Source organism: Vallitalea sp. (assembly GCF_025211055.1).
Lineage (GTDB): Bacteria > Bacillota > Clostridia > Lachnospirales > Vallitaleaceae > Vallitalea.
In genome coordinates, this window is the sequence record NZ_JAOARO010000057.1 from 107,308 (window position 1) to 128,428 (window position 21,121).

The 21,121-nt window shown below is 31.9% G+C and carries 17 protein-coding genes; 6 read left to right on the plus strand and 11 right to left on the minus strand.

Features of this window, described 5'->3' with window-relative positions:
• Positions 1–466: 466 nt before the first annotated feature.
• From N4A55_RS07695 to N4A55_RS07705, 3 genes are all read left to right on the plus strand, one after another.
• Positions 467–691 carry a hypothetical protein gene (locus tag N4A55_RS07695; protein WP_293755017.1) on the plus strand — a complete coding sequence of 75 codons (225 nt, stop codon included), beginning with the start codon at positions 467–469 and terminating at the stop codon, positions 689–691.
• A 150-nt stretch (positions 692–841) separates the two neighbouring features.
• A complete protein-coding gene (locus N4A55_RS16925) occupies positions 842–1,054 on the plus strand; it encodes a TraX family protein (RefSeq protein ID WP_293755151.1) in 213 nt (70 codons plus the stop codon).
• Positions 1,055–1,254: 200 nt separating this feature from the next.
• Positions 1,255–3,195 carry an NAD(+) synthase gene (locus tag N4A55_RS07705; protein WP_334303780.1) on the plus strand — a complete coding sequence of 647 codons (1,941 nt, stop codon included), beginning with the start codon at positions 1,255–1,257 and terminating at the stop codon, positions 3,193–3,195.
• 52 nt (positions 3,196–3,247) lie between these two features.
• Here the strand turns inward: N4A55_RS07705 and N4A55_RS07710 are convergent, their stop codons facing one another.
• From N4A55_RS07710 to argC, 11 genes are all read right to left on the minus strand, one after another.
• Entirely contained in the window at positions 3,248–3,664 is a 417-nt protein-coding gene (locus N4A55_RS07710; RefSeq protein ID WP_293755019.1) for a hypothetical protein, read from the minus strand.
• Between the two features lie 77 nt (positions 3,665–3,741).
• Positions 3,742–4,698, minus strand: coding sequence for a hypothetical protein (locus tag N4A55_RS07715; RefSeq protein WP_293755020.1), 957 nt, complete (start codon positions 4,696–4,698; stop codon positions 3,742–3,744).
• Positions 4,699–4,858: 160 nt separating this feature from the next.
• Positions 4,859–5,287, minus strand: a complete 429-nt coding sequence (locus N4A55_RS07720; RefSeq protein ID WP_293755021.1) for a DMT family transporter — start codon at positions 5,285–5,287, stop codon at positions 4,859–4,861.
• 169 nt (positions 5,288–5,456) lie between these two features.
• Positions 5,457–6,845: an NADPH-dependent glutamate synthase gene (gltA, locus tag N4A55_RS07725; protein ID WP_293755022.1), complete on the minus strand. Its 1,389-nt coding sequence runs from the start codon at positions 6,843–6,845 to the stop codon at positions 5,457–5,459.
• Between the two features lie 12 nt (positions 6,846–6,857).
• Positions 6,858–7,691: a sulfide/dihydroorotate dehydrogenase-like FAD/NAD-binding protein gene (locus N4A55_RS07730; RefSeq protein ID WP_293755023.1), complete on the minus strand. Its 834-nt coding sequence runs from the start codon at positions 7,689–7,691 to the stop codon at positions 6,858–6,860.
• Positions 7,692–7,935: 244 nt separating this feature from the next.
• Positions 7,936–11,133 (minus strand): carbamoyl-phosphate synthase large subunit, encoded by a 3,198-nt coding sequence (gene carB, locus N4A55_RS07735; RefSeq protein WP_293755024.1) that lies wholly within the window; start codon positions 11,131–11,133, stop codon positions 7,936–7,938.
• Positions 11,134–11,160: 27 nt separating this feature from the next.
• A complete protein-coding gene (gene carA / locus N4A55_RS07740; protein WP_293755025.1) occupies positions 11,161–12,213 on the minus strand; it encodes a glutamine-hydrolyzing carbamoyl-phosphate synthase small subunit in 1,053 nt (350 codons plus the stop codon).
• Complete coding sequence (locus N4A55_RS07745; RefSeq protein WP_293755026.1) at positions 12,213–13,400, minus strand: aspartate aminotransferase family protein; 1,188 nt, start codon at positions 13,398–13,400, stop codon at positions 12,213–12,215. The genes carA and N4A55_RS07745 overlap by 1 nt, the downstream gene beginning before the upstream one ends.
• Before the next feature lie 28 nt (positions 13,401–13,428).
• Complete coding sequence (argB, locus tag N4A55_RS07750; protein ID WP_293755027.1) at positions 13,429–14,292, minus strand: acetylglutamate kinase; 864 nt, start codon at positions 14,290–14,292, stop codon at positions 13,429–13,431.
• 18 nt (positions 14,293–14,310) lie between these two features.
• Complete coding sequence (gene argJ / locus N4A55_RS07755) at positions 14,311–15,531, minus strand: bifunctional ornithine acetyltransferase/N-acetylglutamate synthase (RefSeq protein ID WP_293755028.1); 1,221 nt, start codon at positions 15,529–15,531, stop codon at positions 14,311–14,313.
• Between the two features lie 37 nt (positions 15,532–15,568).
• Positions 15,569–16,612 carry an N-acetyl-gamma-glutamyl-phosphate reductase gene (argC, locus tag N4A55_RS07760; protein WP_293755029.1) on the minus strand — a complete coding sequence of 348 codons (1,044 nt, stop codon included), beginning with the start codon at positions 16,610–16,612 and terminating at the stop codon, positions 15,569–15,571.
• A gap of 165 nt (positions 16,613–16,777) precedes the next feature.
• Between argC and cls the strand changes: the two genes are divergently transcribed.
• The 3 genes from cls (at position 16,778) to argH (ending at position 21,115) form a co-directional block, all read left to right on the plus strand.
• Positions 16,778–18,241, plus strand: coding sequence for a cardiolipin synthase (cls, locus tag N4A55_RS07765; protein ID WP_293755030.1), 1,464 nt, complete (start codon positions 16,778–16,780; stop codon positions 18,239–18,241).
• A gap of 144 nt (positions 18,242–18,385) precedes the next feature.
• Positions 18,386–19,621 (plus strand): argininosuccinate synthase, encoded by a 1,236-nt coding sequence (locus N4A55_RS07770; RefSeq protein ID WP_293755031.1) that lies wholly within the window; start codon positions 18,386–18,388, stop codon positions 19,619–19,621.
• Between the two features lie 99 nt (positions 19,622–19,720).
• Complete coding sequence (gene argH, locus N4A55_RS07775) at positions 19,721–21,115, plus strand: argininosuccinate lyase (protein WP_334303781.1); 1,395 nt, start codon at positions 19,721–19,723, stop codon at positions 21,113–21,115.
• Positions 21,116–21,121 lie beyond the last annotated feature (6 nt).

A 21,121-nucleotide genomic window follows, 5' to 3' on the forward strand; every position in this document is an offset into this window, starting at 1 on the left:
TCCTCCTGTTCATGATTTATTATTCTAAAGTTTTACCTATATACAATGAATTTAACAATAATATTATAATTTATAACTTAATTAAATTCAATATACAAACCAGAGTAATAATTTCTTAACTCTACTACTCATTGTACATAAAATCTATTCATTTTACAATGCATTTAACACAAATATAATAATTAAATATGTAATAGCATAGGTTAAGTATACTCTACCAGTCTACAAATCCACATTATTATACAGTAAAATATGACAAAAAACCAAATAGGCTAATCTACTTGTATAACAAATAATTTTAACTGGTTATAATTTAAAATATACTTTAAAAATTCTAATTTAAAATACAATGGTATCCCAGTGCTAAATCATTAGAGAATGTACCTATTCAAGAATTAGGAAAATTCCTTAAAAAAGTCAGTAATCATAATCTTTCAGAGGAAAGGGCAACATTTATCCTTGATATATGTTATCAAGTAGTACAGGAGAGACAATAATCTATGGTAGTGCCGAAGAACGAGGTGAGTTAGTAGGAGAAGTATTGATTGATGTAGCACTTGGAAAAGGTATTCAGAAAGGTACAAAAATTCTTGGAAAATCAAAATTCAAAAAACTATACCTAGAAAAATATGGTGATGATTTTGGTAAAATGGGTAAATATGTTGAGAATCCTAATATTACCGTAAATTAGGATGAGTTTGATTTAGTACGCTATACTATAAACTACTCCTGATCTACTTTCCTTATAATTGTTCAACAATATTGAACATGCTATCATCAAAGATACTTTATATATTGTACAATGTATACATTAATAACAGATTTAGTACCTAGAATTATTATGTATTCTGAAAGGTATTTTCAGACTATTTTACCTGCATACAATCAGTCTTGGTACATTTTGAAAAACGAACAATGGTTAATGGTTTTGGCATTACCTTTTATGGTTTTATACAATGGCAAAAGAGGAGGTAAATGCAAATATTTCTTTTATTTATTTTATCCTATACATATCTATGTATTATATATACTAGGAGCATTAATTAATAATTAATTTGCTAAAAAATTAGGGAAACACGAAAAAGTAACAGTTACTATAACTATCTCTATTTACTGAAAAACTCTGAATTATAATTTATAACTATTAAATTCAATATGTAATAGCATAGGTTAAGTGTGGTATAATAAATACGATAAATGAGTTTTGATAAACAAAAGATAAATATCTTAATAGTAAATGGAGTGAATAACATGATAAATGACGGATTTGTTAGAGTCGCTTCTGCTTCCCCTGTTATCAAGGTTGCTGACGTAGATTTTAACACAGATAAAATAATGAAATTAATAGACGATGCAATTGATAAAGACGTATCAATTCTGGTTTTTCCTGAATTATGTATTACAGGTTATACATGTGCAGATCTTTTTTTCCAAGAACCTTTAATTAGAAACAGTATGGAAAAATTGGTTAACCTCAAAAAGTACTCTCTAGGAAAGAATATACTATTTGTTGTTGGTGTTCCTATTAAATATAAAAACTCATTATACAACTGTGCAGCAGTTATTTGTAATGGAATAATATTAGGTATAGTACCTAAGACATATATACCCAACTATAATGAATTCTATGAGCAACGTTGGTTTTCATCTTCTGAAACAATAATTAATGATACCATAGTAATTGACTCGGAAGAAATCCCATTCGGTTCTTCTATATTGTTTAGACATAATGAATATGAGGATCTATGTGTTGGTATTGAGATATGTGAAGATCTATGGTCACCACTTCCACCTAGTACAATTCATGCTATCAATGGAGCAACTATTATTCTTAATCCATCAGCAAGTAATGACTTAGTAGGTAAAAGTTCATATAGAAAAGCTTTGGTATCTTCTCAATCAGCAAAAACTATTACTTCTTATGTCTACTCTTCATCAGGATTTGGCGAATCCACTACTGATGTTGTTTTTGGTGGACACTGCCTTATATATGAAAATGGTACAAAATTAGAAGAGAGCAAAAGATTTATGTTAGAATCAACTATAATATATTCAGATATCGATATTGATAAGTTAATGGCTGATAGAATCAAGATGACAAGTTATTCTAATCACCTAACTAATCGTTTTGATTCTGAGTATATGTTTATTTCTTTTGATTTGACACTTAAGGAACACAATACTATAAATAGATTCATTGACCCTAGCCCTTTTGTACCTAACAATCAAGAAAAAAGAAGTAAGAGGTGCCAAGAGATATTCTCTATCCAAACATTAGGACTTGCAAAGAGAATCACTCATATAGGCTGTGAAAAAGTCATTGTTGGTATTTCTGGTGGTTTGGACTCCACTCTTGCACTTCTTGTATGTACCATGACATACGACCTGCTTGGTAAAGACAGAAAAAATATTATTGGTGTAACTATGCCTGGTTTTGGAACTACAGATAGAACATACAATAATGCTATATCTTTAATGAACCATCTTGGAGTGACAATCAAGGAGATCTCAATTAAAAATGCTTGCCTAGTCCACTTTGAGGATATTGGTCATGACCCAAATGACCATAGTACAACTTATGAAAATGTTCAAGCCAGAGAAAGAACCCAAATATTAATGGATTTATCCAATAAGTATAATGGTATAGTCATCGGCACCGGTGATTTATCTGAAATGGCTCTTGGCTTTGCAACCTATAACGGTGATCATATGTCTATGTACTGCGTTAACACTACTATCCCTAAGACTCTAGTAAGATATCTAGTGACATGGATTACTGAATACAAAGTAGGAGATGATGCCAAAGCTGTACTATTGGATATACTTGATACTCCAGTTAGTCCAGAACTTCTTCCACCTGACATGGAAACTGGAAAGATCAAACAGAAAACTGAGGAAGTTGTTGGTCCATATGAATTACACGATTTCTTCTTATATAATATGTTAAGGTTTGGTTTTTCTCCTAAAAAGATATATAGGCTTGCATTACAAGCTTTCAATAATCAATATACATCTGATACTATTAAAAAATGGATTAATACTTTTTACAGAAGATTTTTCATGCATCAATTCAAGCGTTCATGTATGCCAGATGGTCCAAAAGTGGGTTCAATCTGTCTTTCTCCAAGAGGAGACCTTAGAATGCCAAGTGACGGGGTATCTAAGATTTGGTTAGAAGAAATAAAAGATATTTAGATAATTAAAGGGTTGTAGAATATATCTAATATATCCTACAACCCTAGTATATTTACTCGTTACTTATATTAATATTAGAAAAATGTATGTTATACTCAATATTAATAGTAATATCCTTACTTTCTTCGTCATCTTCTTTAAAAGCATCAATTTCTATATTACTAGCTTTATTATTTCCTTCCGCAACAATTTTCCATTCTTTTGGAACTTTAATTGTCATATTACTAAATAACGCTAATACTTTTATGGTTGTTCCATCTTCAATATCAATATCTGTTAAGTCAATATTAAGACTACCAAAAACAACTGCGGCATCTTCAATTTCTTGATCTAGTTCGTATTTTATGTCTTCATTATTAAAAATAACAACTTTACTAAAAGTATCGGTTATCTTTTGGATTTTCTTATAAACACAATAAGCTCCTCCACCAATTGCAGTACCTAAAACAAGTAATCTTTTTTTCTTCATTAGTATCCCCCTTTTATTGTAAGTACTATCTAATTATATCACTAAAAAAATAATAGTAAAGATTTTACATATAAAATTTATGCCTCTTCTATTATTGTTTCTATCTGGTTATTTATAGAATATTTTTTATTGTTAAGATTATTACTCTCTGTTTCTAATCTTCTCAGAATGTTATTAACTTCATATTTCGTGTCCTCAACTTTTTCTATAGCACTATTAATCTTTGATTGAACAGCCCAATCCACAAAAAACCCATCAAAGAAATAATCAGCAAAGCCTAAGAAATCACCTAAATCCAACTCTGCATTAATGTAATCATCTACATCACTAAGTTCTCGAGCAAAAGACCTTATCCACTTTTGCATATCAGAGATATAATCCTGAGCTTCTGACATATTTTCTCTTTTTGCCATAGTAGATAATAATCCTCCGCCAAGCATATCTAAAGTTCCCCAGTTCTTTGCTGATTGAAGAGCTTCTCTTGCATTATTAATACATGCCATTGTATTTTTACCCACACTAATTGCTTCATCAATTTCTTTTAGCTGATTACTTATTTCTCTATTCTTTTCCATCAAACTCTCAATTTCATCCCATTTATCTGGCATATATGTCAGAATGAAGTTCCTTTTTTGTTCTAAGAGCATTTCATATTCTTCTTCTGCTTGACTAAGCTTCCTATATTTTATATTAAGTTTTTCTAGTGATGTTTTGCAATCTTCTAACTGAGTTAGTACACTATCACATTTTAACTTAGCAGTTATCGCCTCTTGTTTTTCTTTGTTTAGCTTTTCAGCTTTATCATTAATCATAGTATGTAAAAAATTAGTAAAAGTAACTTTTGTAAGTTTTTCCACATCTTGTTCTTCTTTTCTAAGTTCTTCTTTTAATTGATGCCACTTATTATTTAGCTTCTTATAATCTTCTCCAGTTGACTTAATAAGCTTCTTATAGCGATTAGCCTCACTCATATTTTCTAAACATTGTCTTAACTTATCATCTAATTCTTTTTTTCTTTCATTATCATAATTCATTTTGTTCAGCCCCTTAGTCTTTGTTTATTAATATTGTAAATCAATTATGTATTATTGTACACTCCACAAATTATATATTATCACTAATATAAACTCACTAATTATAGAAAACTAAATTTTTGATAGCAAAATATGGTTGCAAAAAAAAATCCAAATGAGTTTAATCCCATTTGAATAATATGATACCACCAATCATAATAACTACAGCAATAACTTTTTTCCAAACAAAGGGTACTTGTTCAGTACCAAATAAGCCAAATAATTCTATTAAATAGGCAATTATCAACTGGGAAATCAAAATCAGCATTACTGTACATGCAGGACCTAATGTAGTCATTCCTTTAACTACAGTGAATATAATAAATGCACCTAGTATACCACCTGTAAGATACCATTTACTATCTACTTTCAGTAAATTAGCAAAACTATCTCTTCCAGTCAAGAACCATGCCCCAATACAAACTATGAAACCTGTTATCTGAACTAACGAATTAGTTACCCATATAGATGAACTCTCTGTAACCCTTGTATTGAAAACACCTTGGATACTCATTAGTGCCCCAGAAATAATTGCACAAATAGCAGCCATGTTTATCACCTTTCTTACAAACCCTAATCAGTTTTTTATATAATTTATTAATTTCTCCCATATTCCTCTTTAATACTAGATTTATTATTCTCATTAATTATTATAAATATACATAACTGTAAGTCATTATTAAACAACAACAATTGTCATCTAAATAGTTCCACTATATTTACTTACTTAGTCTTTCATCAATAGCTTTTGCTGCTTTCTTTCCAGCTCCCATAGCCAGTATAACTGTTGCTGCTCCTGTAACAGCATCTCCACCAGCATATACATTCTCTAATGTAGTTTCCATAGTATCTTCATTAACTACAATACAACCTCTTTTATTAACGTCAAGTCCATCAGTTGTATCTCTAAGAAGTGGGTTAGGTGTTTGACCAATAGCTACTACAACTATATCAACATCCATTATTTCTTCGCTACCTTCAATAGGCTGTGGCCTTCTTCTGCCACTTTCGTCTGGTTCACCAAGTTCCATCTTGATACACTTCATACCAGTAACATGACCATCTTCACCAATGATTCCAACTGGATTCTTAAGAAGATCAAATATGATTTGTTCTTCTTCTGCATGATGTACTTCTTCTACTCTTGCAGGTAACTCTTCTTTACTTCTTCTATATACAATCTTAACTTCTTTTGCTCCTAATCTCTTAGCTGTTCTTGCTGCATCCATAGCAACATTGCCACCGCCTATAACAGCAACTTTTTCACCTATTCTTACAGGTGTTGGGCTATTAGGGAAATCATAAGCTTTCATAAGATTAACTCTAGTTAAGAATTCATTAGCTGAGTAAACCCCATTAAGATTTTCTCCTTCTATATTCATGAATCTAGGAAGTCCAGCTCCACTACCTACAAATACAGCTTGGAATCTTTCTTCTTCAAATAATTCTTCTATAGTTATTGATTTACCAACTATAACATTTTTTTCTACTTTTACACCTAGGTCAGTAACACTTTTTAATTCTCTCTGTACTAGACCTTTTGGTAAACGAAATTCAGGGATACCATACATTAGAACACCGCCAAGTTGATGAAGCGCTTCGTACATAGTTACTTCATAACCTTTTTTAGCCAAATCAGCTGCACATGTCAAACTTGCTGGACCACCGCCAACAACTGCAACCTTTTTATTGTTTGACTCAGGTTTTTCAACGTCTTTTTTAATGTTCTTCATATAATAATCTGCAACAAAACGTTCAAGTCTACCAATAGCCACTGGCTCACCTTTACGTCCTCTTACACATTTACCTTCACATTGTGACTCTTGAGGACAGACTCTTCCACAAATAGCTGGTAATCTATTTTCTGTAGCAATAATATTATATGCCCCTTCTATATTACCTTCACTAACTTCTTTTATGAATTCTGGAATCGGAACACTAACTGGACATCCCCCAACACATGGTCTAGTCTTACACTGCAAACATCTACTAGCTTCTTCCATAGCTTCTTCCAACGTATAACCACAAGTAACTTCATCAAAATTCTTTATTCTAAGTAAAGGATCCTGCTCCTTCATTTTTACCTTTTCTTTACTCATGTTAGGCATTTTATTCCCCTCCTACTTTTTATTTTTGATACCATCTAGCTTACATACATGGTCTTCTTCTTCTTTATAATAGCTTTGTCTTCTCATGCATTCATCAAAATCAACTAAGAATCCATCAAAATCTGGTCCATCAACACATGCAAATTTTGTTTCGCCCCCTATAGTAACACGACATCCCCCACACATACCAGTTCCATCTATCATAATAGGGTTAAGAGATACACCAGTTGGTATATTAAGAGGTTTAGTAACTGAAACAACAGCTTTCATCATAATCAAAGGTCCTATAGCGATAACCTCGTCATATTTATTCCCCTCTTCCAATAAATCATTTAGAACATCAGTTACAAATCCTTTTGTACCTCTAGTTCCATCATTAGTAGCAAAATATATGTTATCACATATTTCTTTGAACTCTTCTTCGAGAATTATGTACTCTTCACTACGACCACCAATAATAACGTCAACACTAACGCCCATTGATTTTAATTTCTTTATTTGAGGATATAGTGGGGCAGCTCCAACACCTCCGCCTATTCCTAATACTCTTTTATGTTTTTTTAATTCAGTAGCTTGACCTAGAGGACCTACAAAGTCATTAATATAATCGCCTTCTTGCTTCTTACTAAGTAATTTAGTTGAATACCCAACAACTTGGTATATAATTGTTACTGTTCCCGCTTCTCTGTCATAATCAGCAATAGTTAGTGGAATTCTTTCGCCTTCCTCATTAACTCTAAGAATTATGAATTGTCCTGGCTCACATTTCCTAGCAGTAAAAGGTGCTTCAACAACCATTAATTCAACTTGACTATTGATGGTTTTCTTCTTTACAATTTTGTACACTTAAATTACCTCATTTCTATATTCTATTATTTTATCTAAGTCTTTTTTAAATTATATCATAATTTATTATATAATAAAAAATTAAATTTCCCTTAATAAATAAATATAACTGTACAGATAATGTTATACTAAAACTATAGTATATAATACATCAAAACATATTATATACTATTTTATTAAGCAAAAAAAGGATTTTATTAATTTAATTCTATAAATCGTTAAATTATGCATACAAAACTTTATTTTAATTAGTTTGATAATAATCTATTGTTTCATAATCAAATTCATTTTCTTCCTTAATGAATTCCATTACACTAAGATATTCCCTTAGAGTGTCAATGCAAGTGAAACAAGGTATTCCAAGATGCTGTGCAAAAGTACGAAGTTTGAAGCCGTCCCTGTTTATATCTTTACCTTTAGTTGGAATGTTGAATATCATTATTATTTCACCGTTCTTCATCTTATCCCTCACAACTTCTATGTCATTAGATATTTCAGTACTATCAATCTTTATACTGTTTAGATACTTATTAGTACCAGCGGTAGAATGAATGTTAAAACCAAAGTCTACAAGCTTTTTAATATAGATGAGTGCTTCTTCTTTGCTCTCATCATTGATGGATACTAATATATCCCCTCCATCATAAAACTTATATCCAGCTCCTATGAAAGCCTTGTATAGAGCTTTTTTATAATTAGAATCTATACCTAATACTTCACCCGTGGATTTCATTTCTGGAGTTAATGCTACATCTACGTTATTTAATTTGACAAAGGAAAATACTGGGGCTTTTACTGCTACCAAATTAGTTGTATTTGCAAGATTAATACCATAAGGTAAGTCTTTTAATTTATTACCTAGTATCGTCTCCATAGCTATTTGAACCATAGGTATTTTAGTTACTTTACTAAGTATAGGTACAGTTCTTGATGCTCTTGGATTAACCTCAATGATATATACTTCTTCATTTCTAACAACAAATTGTATATTCATAAGACCAATAACTTCTAATGCCTTAGCAATCTTCTTAGTATAGTTAATTATAGTCTTAATTACTTCCTGTGATAATGTTTGAGGAGGATATACACATATACTATCTCCTGAATGAACTCCTGTTCTTTCGATATGTTCCATAATACCAGGTATTAGTATATCTTCTCCATCAGATATAGCATCAACTTCCACTTCTACACCTTCTATATACTCATCAATAAGTATTTGGTAATCCGTTGATAAGGACACAGCTTCTTGTAAGTATTGCTTTAAGTCATTATCATTTCTTACAACCATCATTGCTCTACCACCGATTACATATGAAGGTCTTATGAGAACTGGATAATTTATTTCATTAGCTACCTTTATAGCTTCATTAACAGATGCAACAGAACCTCCTTTTGGTCTATTAATGTTTAATTGATTTAGTAGCTTGTCAAATCTTTCTCTATCTTCTGCAACATCAATAGAATCTACAGAAGTTCCAAGTATCTGCACACCATTTTTAACTAGTTTTGGAGCAAGATTAATAGCTGTCTGTCCTCCGAATTGGACTATAACACCTTTTGGTTTTTCTTTTCTAATTACATTAAGAACATCTTCTATAAAAAGTGGTTCAAAATATAGTTTATTGGATATATCAAAATCTGTACTCACTGTTTCAGGGTTATTATTAATTATAATAGAATCGTACCCTAAGTTTCCTATAGACCATACTGCATGAACTGAACAATAATCAAACTCGATGCCCTGTCCTATTCTTATTGGTCCTGAACCTATAACAATAATCTTCTCATTTTTACTGATTTCATTTTCATTTTCCATTTCATATGTTGAATAATAATAAGGTGTATGGGATTCAAATTCTGCTGCACAAGTATCCACCATTTTATACACTGGATAAATATTGTAGGCTCTTCTTAATGTATCCAACATTTCGTAAGAGTTATTAGATAAATCCATAATCTCAATATCTGTGAAACCTAGTGCCTCAGCTTTTTCTAATAATTCTCTAGTAAGTAATTCAGATTTCAACTCATTTTCTACGATAATTATATTCTCTATTTTGTACAAAAACCATTTATCTATTGCTGTAATTTCATTAATGGTATCTACCGATATATTTTTTCTAAGAGCTTCTGCTAATACAAAAATACGCCTATCATCAACAACTTGCAACTCATCATATATTTCTTCTTTTGTCAGTTTTTGGAGCTCTTCTTTTCTAAGCCCTGTTTCTTTTCCTTCTAAGGATATTACAGCTTTTAATAAAGAACTTTCAAAGGTTCTATCAATAGCCATTACTTCCCCAGTTGCTTTCATTGCCGTACCTAACTCTCTATTTGCATAATCAAATTTGTCAAAAGGCCACTTTGGAATCTTAGTAACAACATAATCAAGAGCTGGTTCAAATGAAGCCTTAGTCTTTTTAGTTACTGCATTATCTATTTCATGTAGATTAAGCCCTATAGCTATCTTAGCAGCAATCTTAGCAATTGGATAACCTGCTGCTTTTGATGCTAGTGCAGATGAACGACTAACTCTAGGATTAACCTCTATAACTATATATTCTTTACTTATTGAGTTAAGGGCAAATTGTACATTACATCCACCCTCGATTTTTAGGGCTTTGATTATTTTAATAGAAGAACTTCTGAGCATATGATATTCATTGTCAGTCAATGTCTGAGAAGGCGCTACAACAATACTATCTCCTGTATGAATACCTACAGGATCAATATTTTCCATATTACAGATTATGATACATGTATCATTACTATCTCTCATAACCTCGTATTCAATCTCTTTCCAGCCTGCCACTGACTGCTCCACTAGAACTTGACCTATTCTGCTGTGCATTAGACCAGTATGCAATATGTCTTTTAACTCTGATTCATTATGTGCAATTCCACCACCAAGACCACCTAATGTATAAGCAGGTCTTACAATAATTGGGAATCCAATCTCTTTTGAAAACCCTATACCATCCTCTATATTACAGATGATTTTACTTTTTGGAATAGGTTCATTAATCTCAATCATCAAGTTTCTGAAGCTTTCTCTGTCTTCAGCTTTTTTTATAGTTTCAAGAGACGTGCCAAGTAATGTTACATTATATTTATCTAAAATACCTGCTTCTTTTAATTCAACAGCCATATTAAGTCCGGTTTGACCACCTAATGTAGGTAGAATGCCGTCAGGTCGCTCTTTGTCTATAATATAGTCTAGTGACCCTACTGTAAGTGGCTGGATATATACTTTGTCAGCAATATTGTCATCTGTCATTATTGTAGCCGGATTACTATTAACCAGTACTACTTCTATACCTTCTTCTTTCAGAGCTTTACAAGCTTGAGTTCCTGCATAATCGAATTCCGCTGCTTGACCAATAACGATAGGTCCTGAACCAATAACCAGCACTTTTTTGATATCCATGTTCTTAGGCATTTTCTCACCCTTTCTGTTATCTCTTTTCTAAATAATTGCTTCAATCCATTCCTTAAAAATATAATGACAATCTTCTGGTCCTGGTCCTTCTTCTGGATGGAATTGTACTGTTTTGATATTGTAATCAGAAGAACTAAATCCTTCAATGGTACCATCATTAACATTGATAAAAGTCTTTTCCATGTCTTTTGTAAAACTGCTTTCTTCTACTGCATATCCATGATTCTGAGATGATATAAATACCTTTCCTGTATTCATATTCATTACTGGATGATTGCTTCCTCTATGTCCGAATTTTAGTTTATATGTATCTGCTCCAAGTGCAAGTGCAATAATCTGATGGCCAAGACATATTCCCCAAATAGGTAGTTTACCTATTAACTCTATTACAGTTTTGATAGGAATAGAAGCCTCCTTTGGATCTCCAGGTCCATTAGAAAATAGTACTCCATCTAAATCATATTCAATAATATCTTTAGAACCAATATCTTGTGGGAAGATATATATATCACAATCAAGACTTACTAGTTGGTTAATTATTCCTGACTTGATACCAAGGTCAACAATTCCTATTTTCTTACCTGCCCCTTCTATATGTTTGATATCTTTCCTAGACACCTGTTCAACAATATTACTAGGGAACTTATAATCCTTCAATTTCTCTAATAACCTATCTTCATCTTCAGTGGTTATCATACATTTCATAGTTCCTTTTTCTCTTATCTTCTTAGTTAACATCCTTGTATCAATACCATATATACCAGGAATATTATTTTCCTTTAGATATGTGTTTATATCTTTTTCACATTGCCAGTGATTAGGATTAACTGAATATTCCTTAACTACAAATCCTGAAACTCTGATATAGTCCGATTCCATATCTTCAGTATTTATTCCATAATTACCAATCAAAGGATATGTCATTGTAACCACCTGACCTGCATAAGATGGGTCTGTTAATATCTCAGTATATCCTGTCATACCAGTATTAAAAACCAATTCACCACATACCGTAGTCTTAGCTCCAAAACTTTTTCCTTTTATAACTGTTCCATCTTCAAGAATTAATTTAGCATACATTAAATCTCTCCTTCCAGAACACTGCCAAGTACCAAAATAGCAGAATCTATATCTTCTTTTTTTACAATAAGAGGTGGAACGAACCTAATTATACGCTCACCAGACCCAACTAGTAATAATCCTTTCTCCATACATTTTATTATTATATCTTTTACAGGGATATCCATTTCCATTCCTAGCATTAATCCATGTCCTCTAACATCAGTTATGAAATCATATTTATCTTTTAATTCATTTAACTTCATAGTCAGGTAATTACCTTGAACCTTAACGTTATCAAGAATTTCATTATCAGATATTTCCTCTAATACAACTTTTGCAGCTGTACATACTAGAGGATTACCACCAAATGTACTTGCATGGTCTCCTGGGCAGAACCCCTTAGCGACTTCTTCATTAGCTATAACTGCTCCAATAGGTACTCCACCGCCAAGTCCTTTTGCTAGGGCTACAATATCAGGTTTTACTTCGTATAATTCATATGCGAATATTTCTCCTGTTCTTCCAATACCACATTGGACTTCGTCAAATATCAAGACTAGTTTATTTTTATCACATATCTCTCTAACTTGTTTCAGGTACTCTTTGTTAGCAGGTCTTATACCACCTTCACCTTGAATTGGTTCCATTAATACTGCACACGTATTATCATCTATGACTTCTTTTAGAGATTCAATATTATTAAACTCAGCGTATTTCACACCTGGAAGTAATGGGTCTAAGCCTTTTTGGTATTTCAGTTGACCTGTTGCAGTAACTGCCCCGTAGGTTCTACCATGAAATGAATTCTTCATAGTAATGATTTCGTTTTTATTAGTACCTAGATTTTTCTTGGCATATTTTCTTGCTAATTTCAGAGAACCTTCTATTGCTTCTGCGCCACTATTACAGAAGAAAACTTTATCAAGTCCACTATATTCTACCAATAATCCTGCTGCTTCTATAGCTGGTTCATTCCAATAGAGATTAGAACAATGTGTTAGCTTATCCAATTGTTCTTTTAATTCTGTTACTAATCTTTCATTTTTGTATCCTAGAGAATTAACAGCTATTCCAGCAACAAAATCTATGTATTCATTACCATCTTCATCATATACTTTTACTCCTTCTCCTTTTTCTATAACAATAGGAAACTGAGCGTATGTACTCATAAAAACTTTTTTACCTTTATTTATCAATTGCTCCATTTGTTCTCACCACTTTCATTAAATAGTATTACGCTCCATAGAACATAGTTCCTACACCGCTCTTTGTGAAGATTTCTAATAACAAGCTATGTTCTACTCTTCCATCGAGTATATGTACACTTTTAACACCTTTATAGATTCCTGATGCACAACACTCAGCTTTTGGAATCATTCCACCGCTGATAACACCTTGTTCTATATATTCTGGTACTTCTTTGACATCTATCTGTGATATTAGTGAACCACTATCATTCACATCTCTAAGAATACCTTCTACATCTGTTAGAAATATCAACTTTTCCGCTTTTAGGGCTCCAGCTATTGAACTTGCCGCATAATCAGCATTTATATTATATGTATCACCATTATCATCTGTCCCGATTGGTGCAATTACTGGTATGTATTCATTTTCTAGGAGAGTTTCAATAAGTCCTGTGTTGACTTTTGTAATTTCCCCTACATATCCAACATCATAATCTTCAAATTCCTTTTTTGTTACCTTCAGTGTTTTACCATCTTTACCGCTTATTCCAACTGCATTAATATCATGATTCTCTATAAGCTGTACTATATCTTTATTAACTTTTCCTGATAATACCATCTCAGCAACTTGAACCGTCTCTTCATCTGTAACCCTGAGTCCATTGATAAACTTACTTTCTTTACCTATTTTACTTAACATCCCGCTTATTTCCTTGCCACCGCCATGGACTATAACAGGCCTTAGTCCTACTAGTTTCATTAATACAATATCTTGAATAACTGACATTTTAATGAATTCATCCACCATAGCACTACCGCCATATTTGATTACTACTATATCACCATTGAATTTTTTTATATAAGGTAAAGCTTCAACTAATACCTTAGCTCTTTGAATATATTTTTTCATATTTATTTTCCTCTCTTATCAAGTTCTATATTCTCCGTTGATTTTTACGTATTCATAACTAAGGTCGCACCCCCAAGCCTTAGCTTCACCATCTCCTTCATCAAGCTCTATTTCTACGATAATATCTCTTTCACTGATAATTAATGATGCATAGTCTTCATCAAAATCAATAGGTAATCCATTTTCTACAAGAGTTATTTTACCTTTACCACTTACGTAGTGTAAGCTTACTTTACTTGGGTCAAATTCTGCACTAGAGTATCCCATAGCACATAGTATTCTTCCCCAGTTGGCATCTTCACCAAAGAATGCTGTTTTTACCAGATTAGATGTTATAACTGATTTGCCGAGTAATCTTGCATCTTCTTTATTTTTAGCTCCTTTTACCGATACTTCAATGAATTTGGTTACACCTTCTCCATCTGCTACAATTAGTTTGGCTAGATAAATATTGATGTAATCAAGGGCTTCTTTGAAAATTTTATAACTTTCATTAACTTGGGATATTTCTTTATTACCAGCTTCACCATTGGCTAATAGAATAACCATATCGTTAGTACTTGTATCACCATCAACGGATATCATGTTGTAAGAGTCTTTTATACTGTCTGATAGCGCTTTTCTAAGTAGCGTTTTTGATATGTTAATATCCGTTGTTATGAATGAAAGCATTGTAGCCATATTAGGGTGAATCATTCCTGAACCTTTTGCCATACCGCCGATAGTAACTTTTTTACCATCTATCATAACAGTAACTGCTATTTGTTTACTGTATGTATCAGTAGTTCTGATTGCATTAGCGGCATCATCCGCTGATTGTTCAGTATCTCCAAGTTTATCTGATAGATCAATTATTCCATTACATATTTTATCTATTGGTAGTTTTACTCCTATGACACCAGTAGAAGCTACCAATACTTCTTCTTCATCTATCCCTAGTACTTCTCCTGTCTTAGTAGCCATTTCATTAGTATGAATCATGCCTATTTTTCCTGTACAAGCATTAGCATTTCCACTATTAACAACAATTGCTTTAACTGTATTACCTTCATCAAATATCTTTTTATTCCAAAGCACTGGTGCTGCTTTTACTATATTCGTTGTAAATGTTGCCGCCATATTGGCTGGAGTCTTAGTATGAACAATAGCTAAATCCTTATTTTTTCTCTTGGCACCACAGTGTACTCCACCTGTCAAATATCCTTTAGCCGCCGTTACACCGCCTTTTACTATATCCATGTCGTCATCACCTTTCATAAATGTTATCTATTTCTAATTAAATTGGGAAACCAGGAATCATTTCAAGTCCTGTACTCTCTTTTAATCCAAAAATTATATTCATATTTTGAACAGCTTGACCTGCTGCACCTTTTATTAGATTATCAATTGTACCAAGTACAATTATTCTATTGGTTCTATCATCTATCTGGAAATTGATATCGCAATAATTTGAACCTTTTACCCATTTAGTTTCTGGGAATACTCCTTCTGGTAAAAGTCTTATGAACTGTTCATCTTTGTAACACTCTTCATATACCTCTTTTATATCTTTATATGCATATTTATTATTAAGACTAGCATAAGACGTTATAAGGATACCTCTATTCATAGGTATGAGATGTGGAGTAAAAGAAATTGAGATGTTGCTATCTGTCACACCACTTAGTTCCTGTTCAATTTCTGGTGTATGTCTATGAGATGCAATTTTGTATGCTTTGATTGATTCATTACATTCAGTATAATGAGTACCTAGATTAAGTGCTCTTCCTGCACCAGTAACACCAGATTTGGCATCAACTATAATTGAACTCTTATCTATGAGATTATTCTTTACCAACGGCATTAAGGATAATATGCTGCAAGTTGTGTAACAACCAGGATTAGCTATTAGATTAGATTTCTTCACATCTTCTCTTTTTAACTCGCACAATCCATAAACAGCTTCATCAATTAGTTCAGGACTACCATGAGAAACACCATACCATTTTTCATATACTGATAAATTATTCAACCTGTAATCCGCACCAAGATCAATTACTTTAGTATTTTCTAAGGTTTTTGATGATATTTTATTAGATGCTATACCATGTGGTAATGCAATGAATAGTACATCCACTTTTTTTGATATTTCATCAATCTCTTCATCAACTAATTTATCAGATGCTATACCCATGAAATTACCATATACTTGATCATAATTAGTATTTTTATATGTTCTAGATGAGATTACCTCAACTTCACAATCTGGATGTTGCATTAATAATCTCATTAATTCTTGCCCTGCATAACCTGTAGCTCCGATAATACCTGCCTTTATCATATAATCACCTCTCGAACTTTTTAATAATTATACATTAATATTAATATTTATGCAATAGGTTTTAATAATATTTAGTTAATTATTGTATATTATAGAAAAAGCTTGATTCTAGCTATATTTAATTGTAAAATATGGTATAATATAAAGATGTAAGGGGGAATTCTAATGGAAAATTATGTGATTACATTAAGTTATAATTATGTCCTTTTCTTCTTATTTAATTTAATATTTACAGCAATAATTATAACATTAGAAAGAAAATCACCTACAACCACGCTCGCCTGGCTGTTATTTATGATAATGCTTCCCGGTATTGGATTTATTTTTTACTTGATCTTCTCTCAAAATATATCTAAGAGGAAAATATTCAAATATACATTTGAAGAGAGTAAGTTATATAAATCAATACTTAATCAACAGAGAAAAGAATTCGAAAATCATTCTTTTAAGTTCAACGACAAATCAATGGCCAATTATACTGATATGATTCTATTTCATAATAAATTAAGTGAATCTTTTTATTCGCAGAATAACAATGTGCAGATTGTCACTGATGGAAAACAGAAATTCCATATATTATTTGATGAGATAAAAAAAGCAAAAAACCATATCCACATAGCTTATTATATTATGAAAAATGATTCTATAAGTTATGAGTTATATGACCTTCTTAAGCAGAAGGCTCTTGAAGGTGTAAAAGTTAGATTATTAGGCGACCATATCGGTTGCAGACATATAAAGAAGCAGACATATAAAGAATTAAAAGAAGCAGGAGTTGAAGTTGCCCTATTCTTTCCCTCAAGATTTAAACTGATTAATTCAAAAGCCAACTATCGTAACCACCGTAAGATTGCTGTAATAGATGGTGAAGTCGGTTTTATCGGTGGTTTTAATGTTGGCGATGAATATCTAGGACGTAATAAGAGATTTGGCTATTGGCGTGACACCCACTTAAAGATTGAGGGGGATGCCGTTATTGGTTTACAGATGCGCTTTTTATTAGATTGGAGAAACGCTTCCAAAAAATCACTAGAATCATCATTAGATTATTTCAAAGAATCCCCTAGCCCATCATTGGGTAAAATCGGAATACAGATAGTAACAAGCGGACCTGATTCAATTAATGAACAGATAAAGCATGGCTATATCAAAATGATATCTTCTGCTAAGAAGACAATTATTATTCAAACACCCTATTTCATACCTGATGAAAGCATCATGGAAGCTCTAAAAATCGCTTCTGTATCTGGCGTGGATGTACGTATAATGATTCCTAACAAGCCTGATCATATGTTTGTTTACTGGGCAACTTATTCTTATATTGGTGATTTACTAAAATATGGTATACGTGCTTTCACTTATGAAAATGGTTTCTTACATTCTAAGATGATAGCCGTAGATGGAAAATTATCTTCTGTTGGAACATGTAACTTTGATATCAGAAGTTTTAAACTTAACTTTGAAGCTAATGCTTTTATATATGATAGACAAACTACCAGAAAGCTTGAAAGAGAATTTGAAAAAGATTTGCCGTTATGTAATGAAATAACAAAAGATGATTATATAAATAGATCTCAACGTATCAAAATGAAAGAAACTATATCTAGGCTCTTTTCACCAATACTATAGATGTTTATATCAATTATTCATTTATGTATTATCAAAAAGTGTACAAATGTACGCTTTTTTTATTTTTTCTATTGAATATTTATTAGTTTTAATGTATAATTATAAAAAAGTTATTAATTACATAAAGTATAGGAGGCAATATATATGAATAACAATAATAATGAAACTAAGAAAAAAGTAGTATTGGCATATTCCGGTGGATTAGATACTACGGTTATTATACATTGGTTAAAACAAAACTATAATTATGAGGTAATAGCTGTTTGTGTTAACGTAGGGCAAGGAAAAGAATTAGATGGATTAGAAGAAAGAGCTTTATCCTCTGGAGCTAGTAAGTTGTACATAGAAAATGTTGTTGATGATTTTGTTGATGATTATGTAATACCAACTGTAAAATCTGGCGCTGTATATGAAGGCAAATATTTATTAGGTACATCTATGGCAAGACCAATCATTTCTAAGAAATTAGTTGAGATTGCTTTAAAAGAAGGTGCTCAGGCAATATGTCACGGTGCTACTGGTAAAGGTAACGACCAAGTTCGTTTTGAATTAACTATCAAAGCTCTTGCACCTCATCTAAAAATTATTGCACCTTGGAGAATATGGGATATTAGGTCACGTGAAGATGCTCTTGATTATTGTGCTAAACATGGTATCGAAGCACCTATGAAGAAAGAAGATAGTTATAGTAGAGACCGTAACTTATGGCATCTAAGCCATGAAGGACTTGACCTTGAATTACCTGAGAATGAACCTGACTATAATAACCTTCTTCAGATGACAGTAACACCTGAAAAAGCTCCTGATGAACCTACATATATTGAATTAGAATTTGACAAAGGAACTCCTGTTAAGTTAAACGGAGAAGAAATGAACTGTACCAGCATCCTTACTAAGCTTAATGAAATAGGTGGAAAAAATGGTATAGGTTTAATAGATATAGTTGAAAACCGTATTGTTGGTATGAAATCAAGAGGAGTGTATGAGACTCCAGGTGGAACTATCTTATATTATGCTCATAAAGAACTTGAATATCTATGCTTAGATAAACAGACTTTAGCTTACAAAGATACTTTATCAATTAAATTTGCAGAATTAGTTTATAGTGGAGAATGGTTTACACCACTTCGAGAAGCATTATCAGCTTTTGTTGATTCTACTCAAGAAACTGTTACAGGTAAAGTGAAGTTAAAATTATACAAAGGAAATATTATTTCAGCTGGTTCTAGTTCTCCTTATTCATTATATAATGAAAGCATTGCTAGTTTTACAACTGGTGAATTATATAATCATAAAGATGCTGAAGGATTCATTAACCTCTTTGGACTTCCACTAAAAGTTAGAGCTATGATGTTTAATAATATTGATTCTAATAAATAGCTCAATTTCCCACCTTTAATTTAATGCAGATAAATTAAGATTATATGTTTGGTTTACAGAAAAGATAGAAAAAACACCTATATTTTTAAGGAGGGATGTATAATGAAACTTTGGGGCGGACGTTTTGAAAAATCAACTAATGTTATGGTAGATGATTTTAACTCATCTATCCGTTTTGATAAAAGATTATACAGACAAGATATAAATGGCAGTATAGCCCATGTTACAATGCTAGGCAAACAAGATATCATTCCACCAGAAGATGCTGATGTGATTAAAAAAGGACTTGAAGAACTTCTACTTGATATAGAAAACAACAAAGTAGCTTTTGACATAGAATCCGAAGATATTCATATGAATATTGAAAAACTTTTGATAGGAAAAATCGGTATCGTTGGTAAAAAACTTCATACGGGAAGAAGCAGGAACGATCAAGTTACCCTTGATATGCGTATGTACCTGAAAGAAGAAATCATAGACATAAAAAAATTAGTTATTAATCTATTGGAAGTTTTATTAGATATAGCTAAAAATAATACTGATACTATTATGCCAGGATATACTCATCTACAGAAAGCCCAACCTATAACTTTTGCTCATCATGTAATGGCATATTTTGAGATGTTAAAACGTGATATAGGAAGACTTGATGATACTTACAAAAGAACCAACTCTCTTCCACTAGGAGCAGGAGCATTAGCAACCACTACATACCCTCTTGATAGAGAATACGTAGCTGAGTTACTTGATTTTGATAGTGTATGTCTGAATAGTATTGATGCTGTTTCAGATAGAGATTATTGTATAGAACTAATCAACTCCCTATCCATGTTGATGATGCATTTAAGCAGATTTTCTGAGGAAATTATTTTATGGTGTTCTAATGAATTTCAGTTTATTGAATTAGATGATGCCTATAGTACTGGTAGTAGTATTATGCCTCAAAAGAAAAATCCTGATATAGCTGAATTAGTTAGAGGTAAAACAGGCAGAGTCTATGGTTCACTAATAGGTCTTTTTACTACCATAAAATCCTTACCTCTTGCATATAATAAAGATATGCAGGAAGATAAAGAAGCAACTTTTGATGCTATTGATACTGTAAAGATGTGTCTTCCTATCTTTACAGATATGCTTAAAACAATGAAAATCAACAAGGAAAAAATGTATGATGGTGCTGGTGGAGGTTTCACTAATGCTACAGATGCAGCGGATTATCTGGTTAAAAAGAATCTACCATTCAGAGATGCTCATGCAGTAATCGGTAAATTAGTTCTATATTGTGTAAACAACAATAAAAATCTTGAAGATATGACTTTAGATGAATATAAAAGTGTTTCCCCTATCTTTGAAGATGACATATATGAAGCAATATCTTTAGAAACTTGTGTCAATAAGAGAAATGTAATCGGTGGTCCATCAAAAGAAATGATGTGTAAAGTTATTAATATGAATCAAGAATATTTAACTACTGTTTTGAAAACAATTGATTAGCACTAT

Bases quoted from the DNA above. Each gene is read 5' to 3' on its own strand.
- N4A55_RS07695 (WP_293755017.1), top strand. From the start codon at position 467: ATGTTATCAAGTAGTACAGGAGAGACAATAATCTATGGTAGTGCCGAA.
- N4A55_RS16925 (WP_293755151.1), top strand. From the start codon at position 842: ATGTATTCTGAAAGGTATTTTCAGACTATTTTACCTGCATACAATCAG.
- N4A55_RS07710 (WP_293755019.1), bottom strand. From the start codon at position 3,664: ATGAAGAAAAAAAGATTACTTGTTTTAGGTACTGCAATTGGTGGAGGA.
- N4A55_RS07715 (WP_293755020.1), bottom strand. From the start codon at position 4,698: ATGAATTATGATAATGAAAGAAAAAAAGAATTAGATGATAAGTTAAGA.
- N4A55_RS07720 (WP_293755021.1), bottom strand. From the start codon at position 5,287: ATGGCTGCTATTTGTGCAATTATTTCTGGGGCACTAATGAGTATCCAA.
- gltA (WP_293755022.1), bottom strand. From the start codon at position 6,845: ATGCCTAACATGAGTAAAGAAAAGGTAAAAATGAAGGAGCAGGATCCT.
- carB (WP_293755024.1), bottom strand. From the start codon at position 11,133: ATGCCTAAGAACATGGATATCAAAAAAGTGCTGGTTATTGGTTCAGGA.
- carA (WP_293755025.1), bottom strand. From the start codon at position 12,213: ATGTATGCTAAATTAATTCTTGAAGATGGAACAGTTATAAAAGGAAAA.
- N4A55_RS07745 (WP_293755026.1), bottom strand. From the start codon at position 13,400: ATGGAGCAATTGATAAATAAAGGTAAAAAAGTTTTTATGAGTACATAC.
- argB (WP_293755027.1), bottom strand. From the start codon at position 14,292: ATGAAAAAATATATTCAAAGAGCTAAGGTATTAGTTGAAGCTTTACCT.
- argJ (WP_293755028.1), bottom strand. From the start codon at position 15,531: ATGGATATAGTAAAAGGCGGTGTAACGGCGGCTAAAGGATATTTGACA.
- argC (WP_293755029.1), bottom strand. From the start codon at position 16,612: ATGATAAAGGCAGGTATTATCGGAGCTACAGGTTATGCAGGGCAAGAA.
- cls (WP_293755030.1), top strand. From the start codon at position 16,778: ATGGAAAATTATGTGATTACATTAAGTTATAATTATGTCCTTTTCTTC.
- N4A55_RS07770 (WP_293755031.1), top strand. From the start codon at position 18,386: ATGAATAACAATAATAATGAAACTAAGAAAAAAGTAGTATTGGCATAT.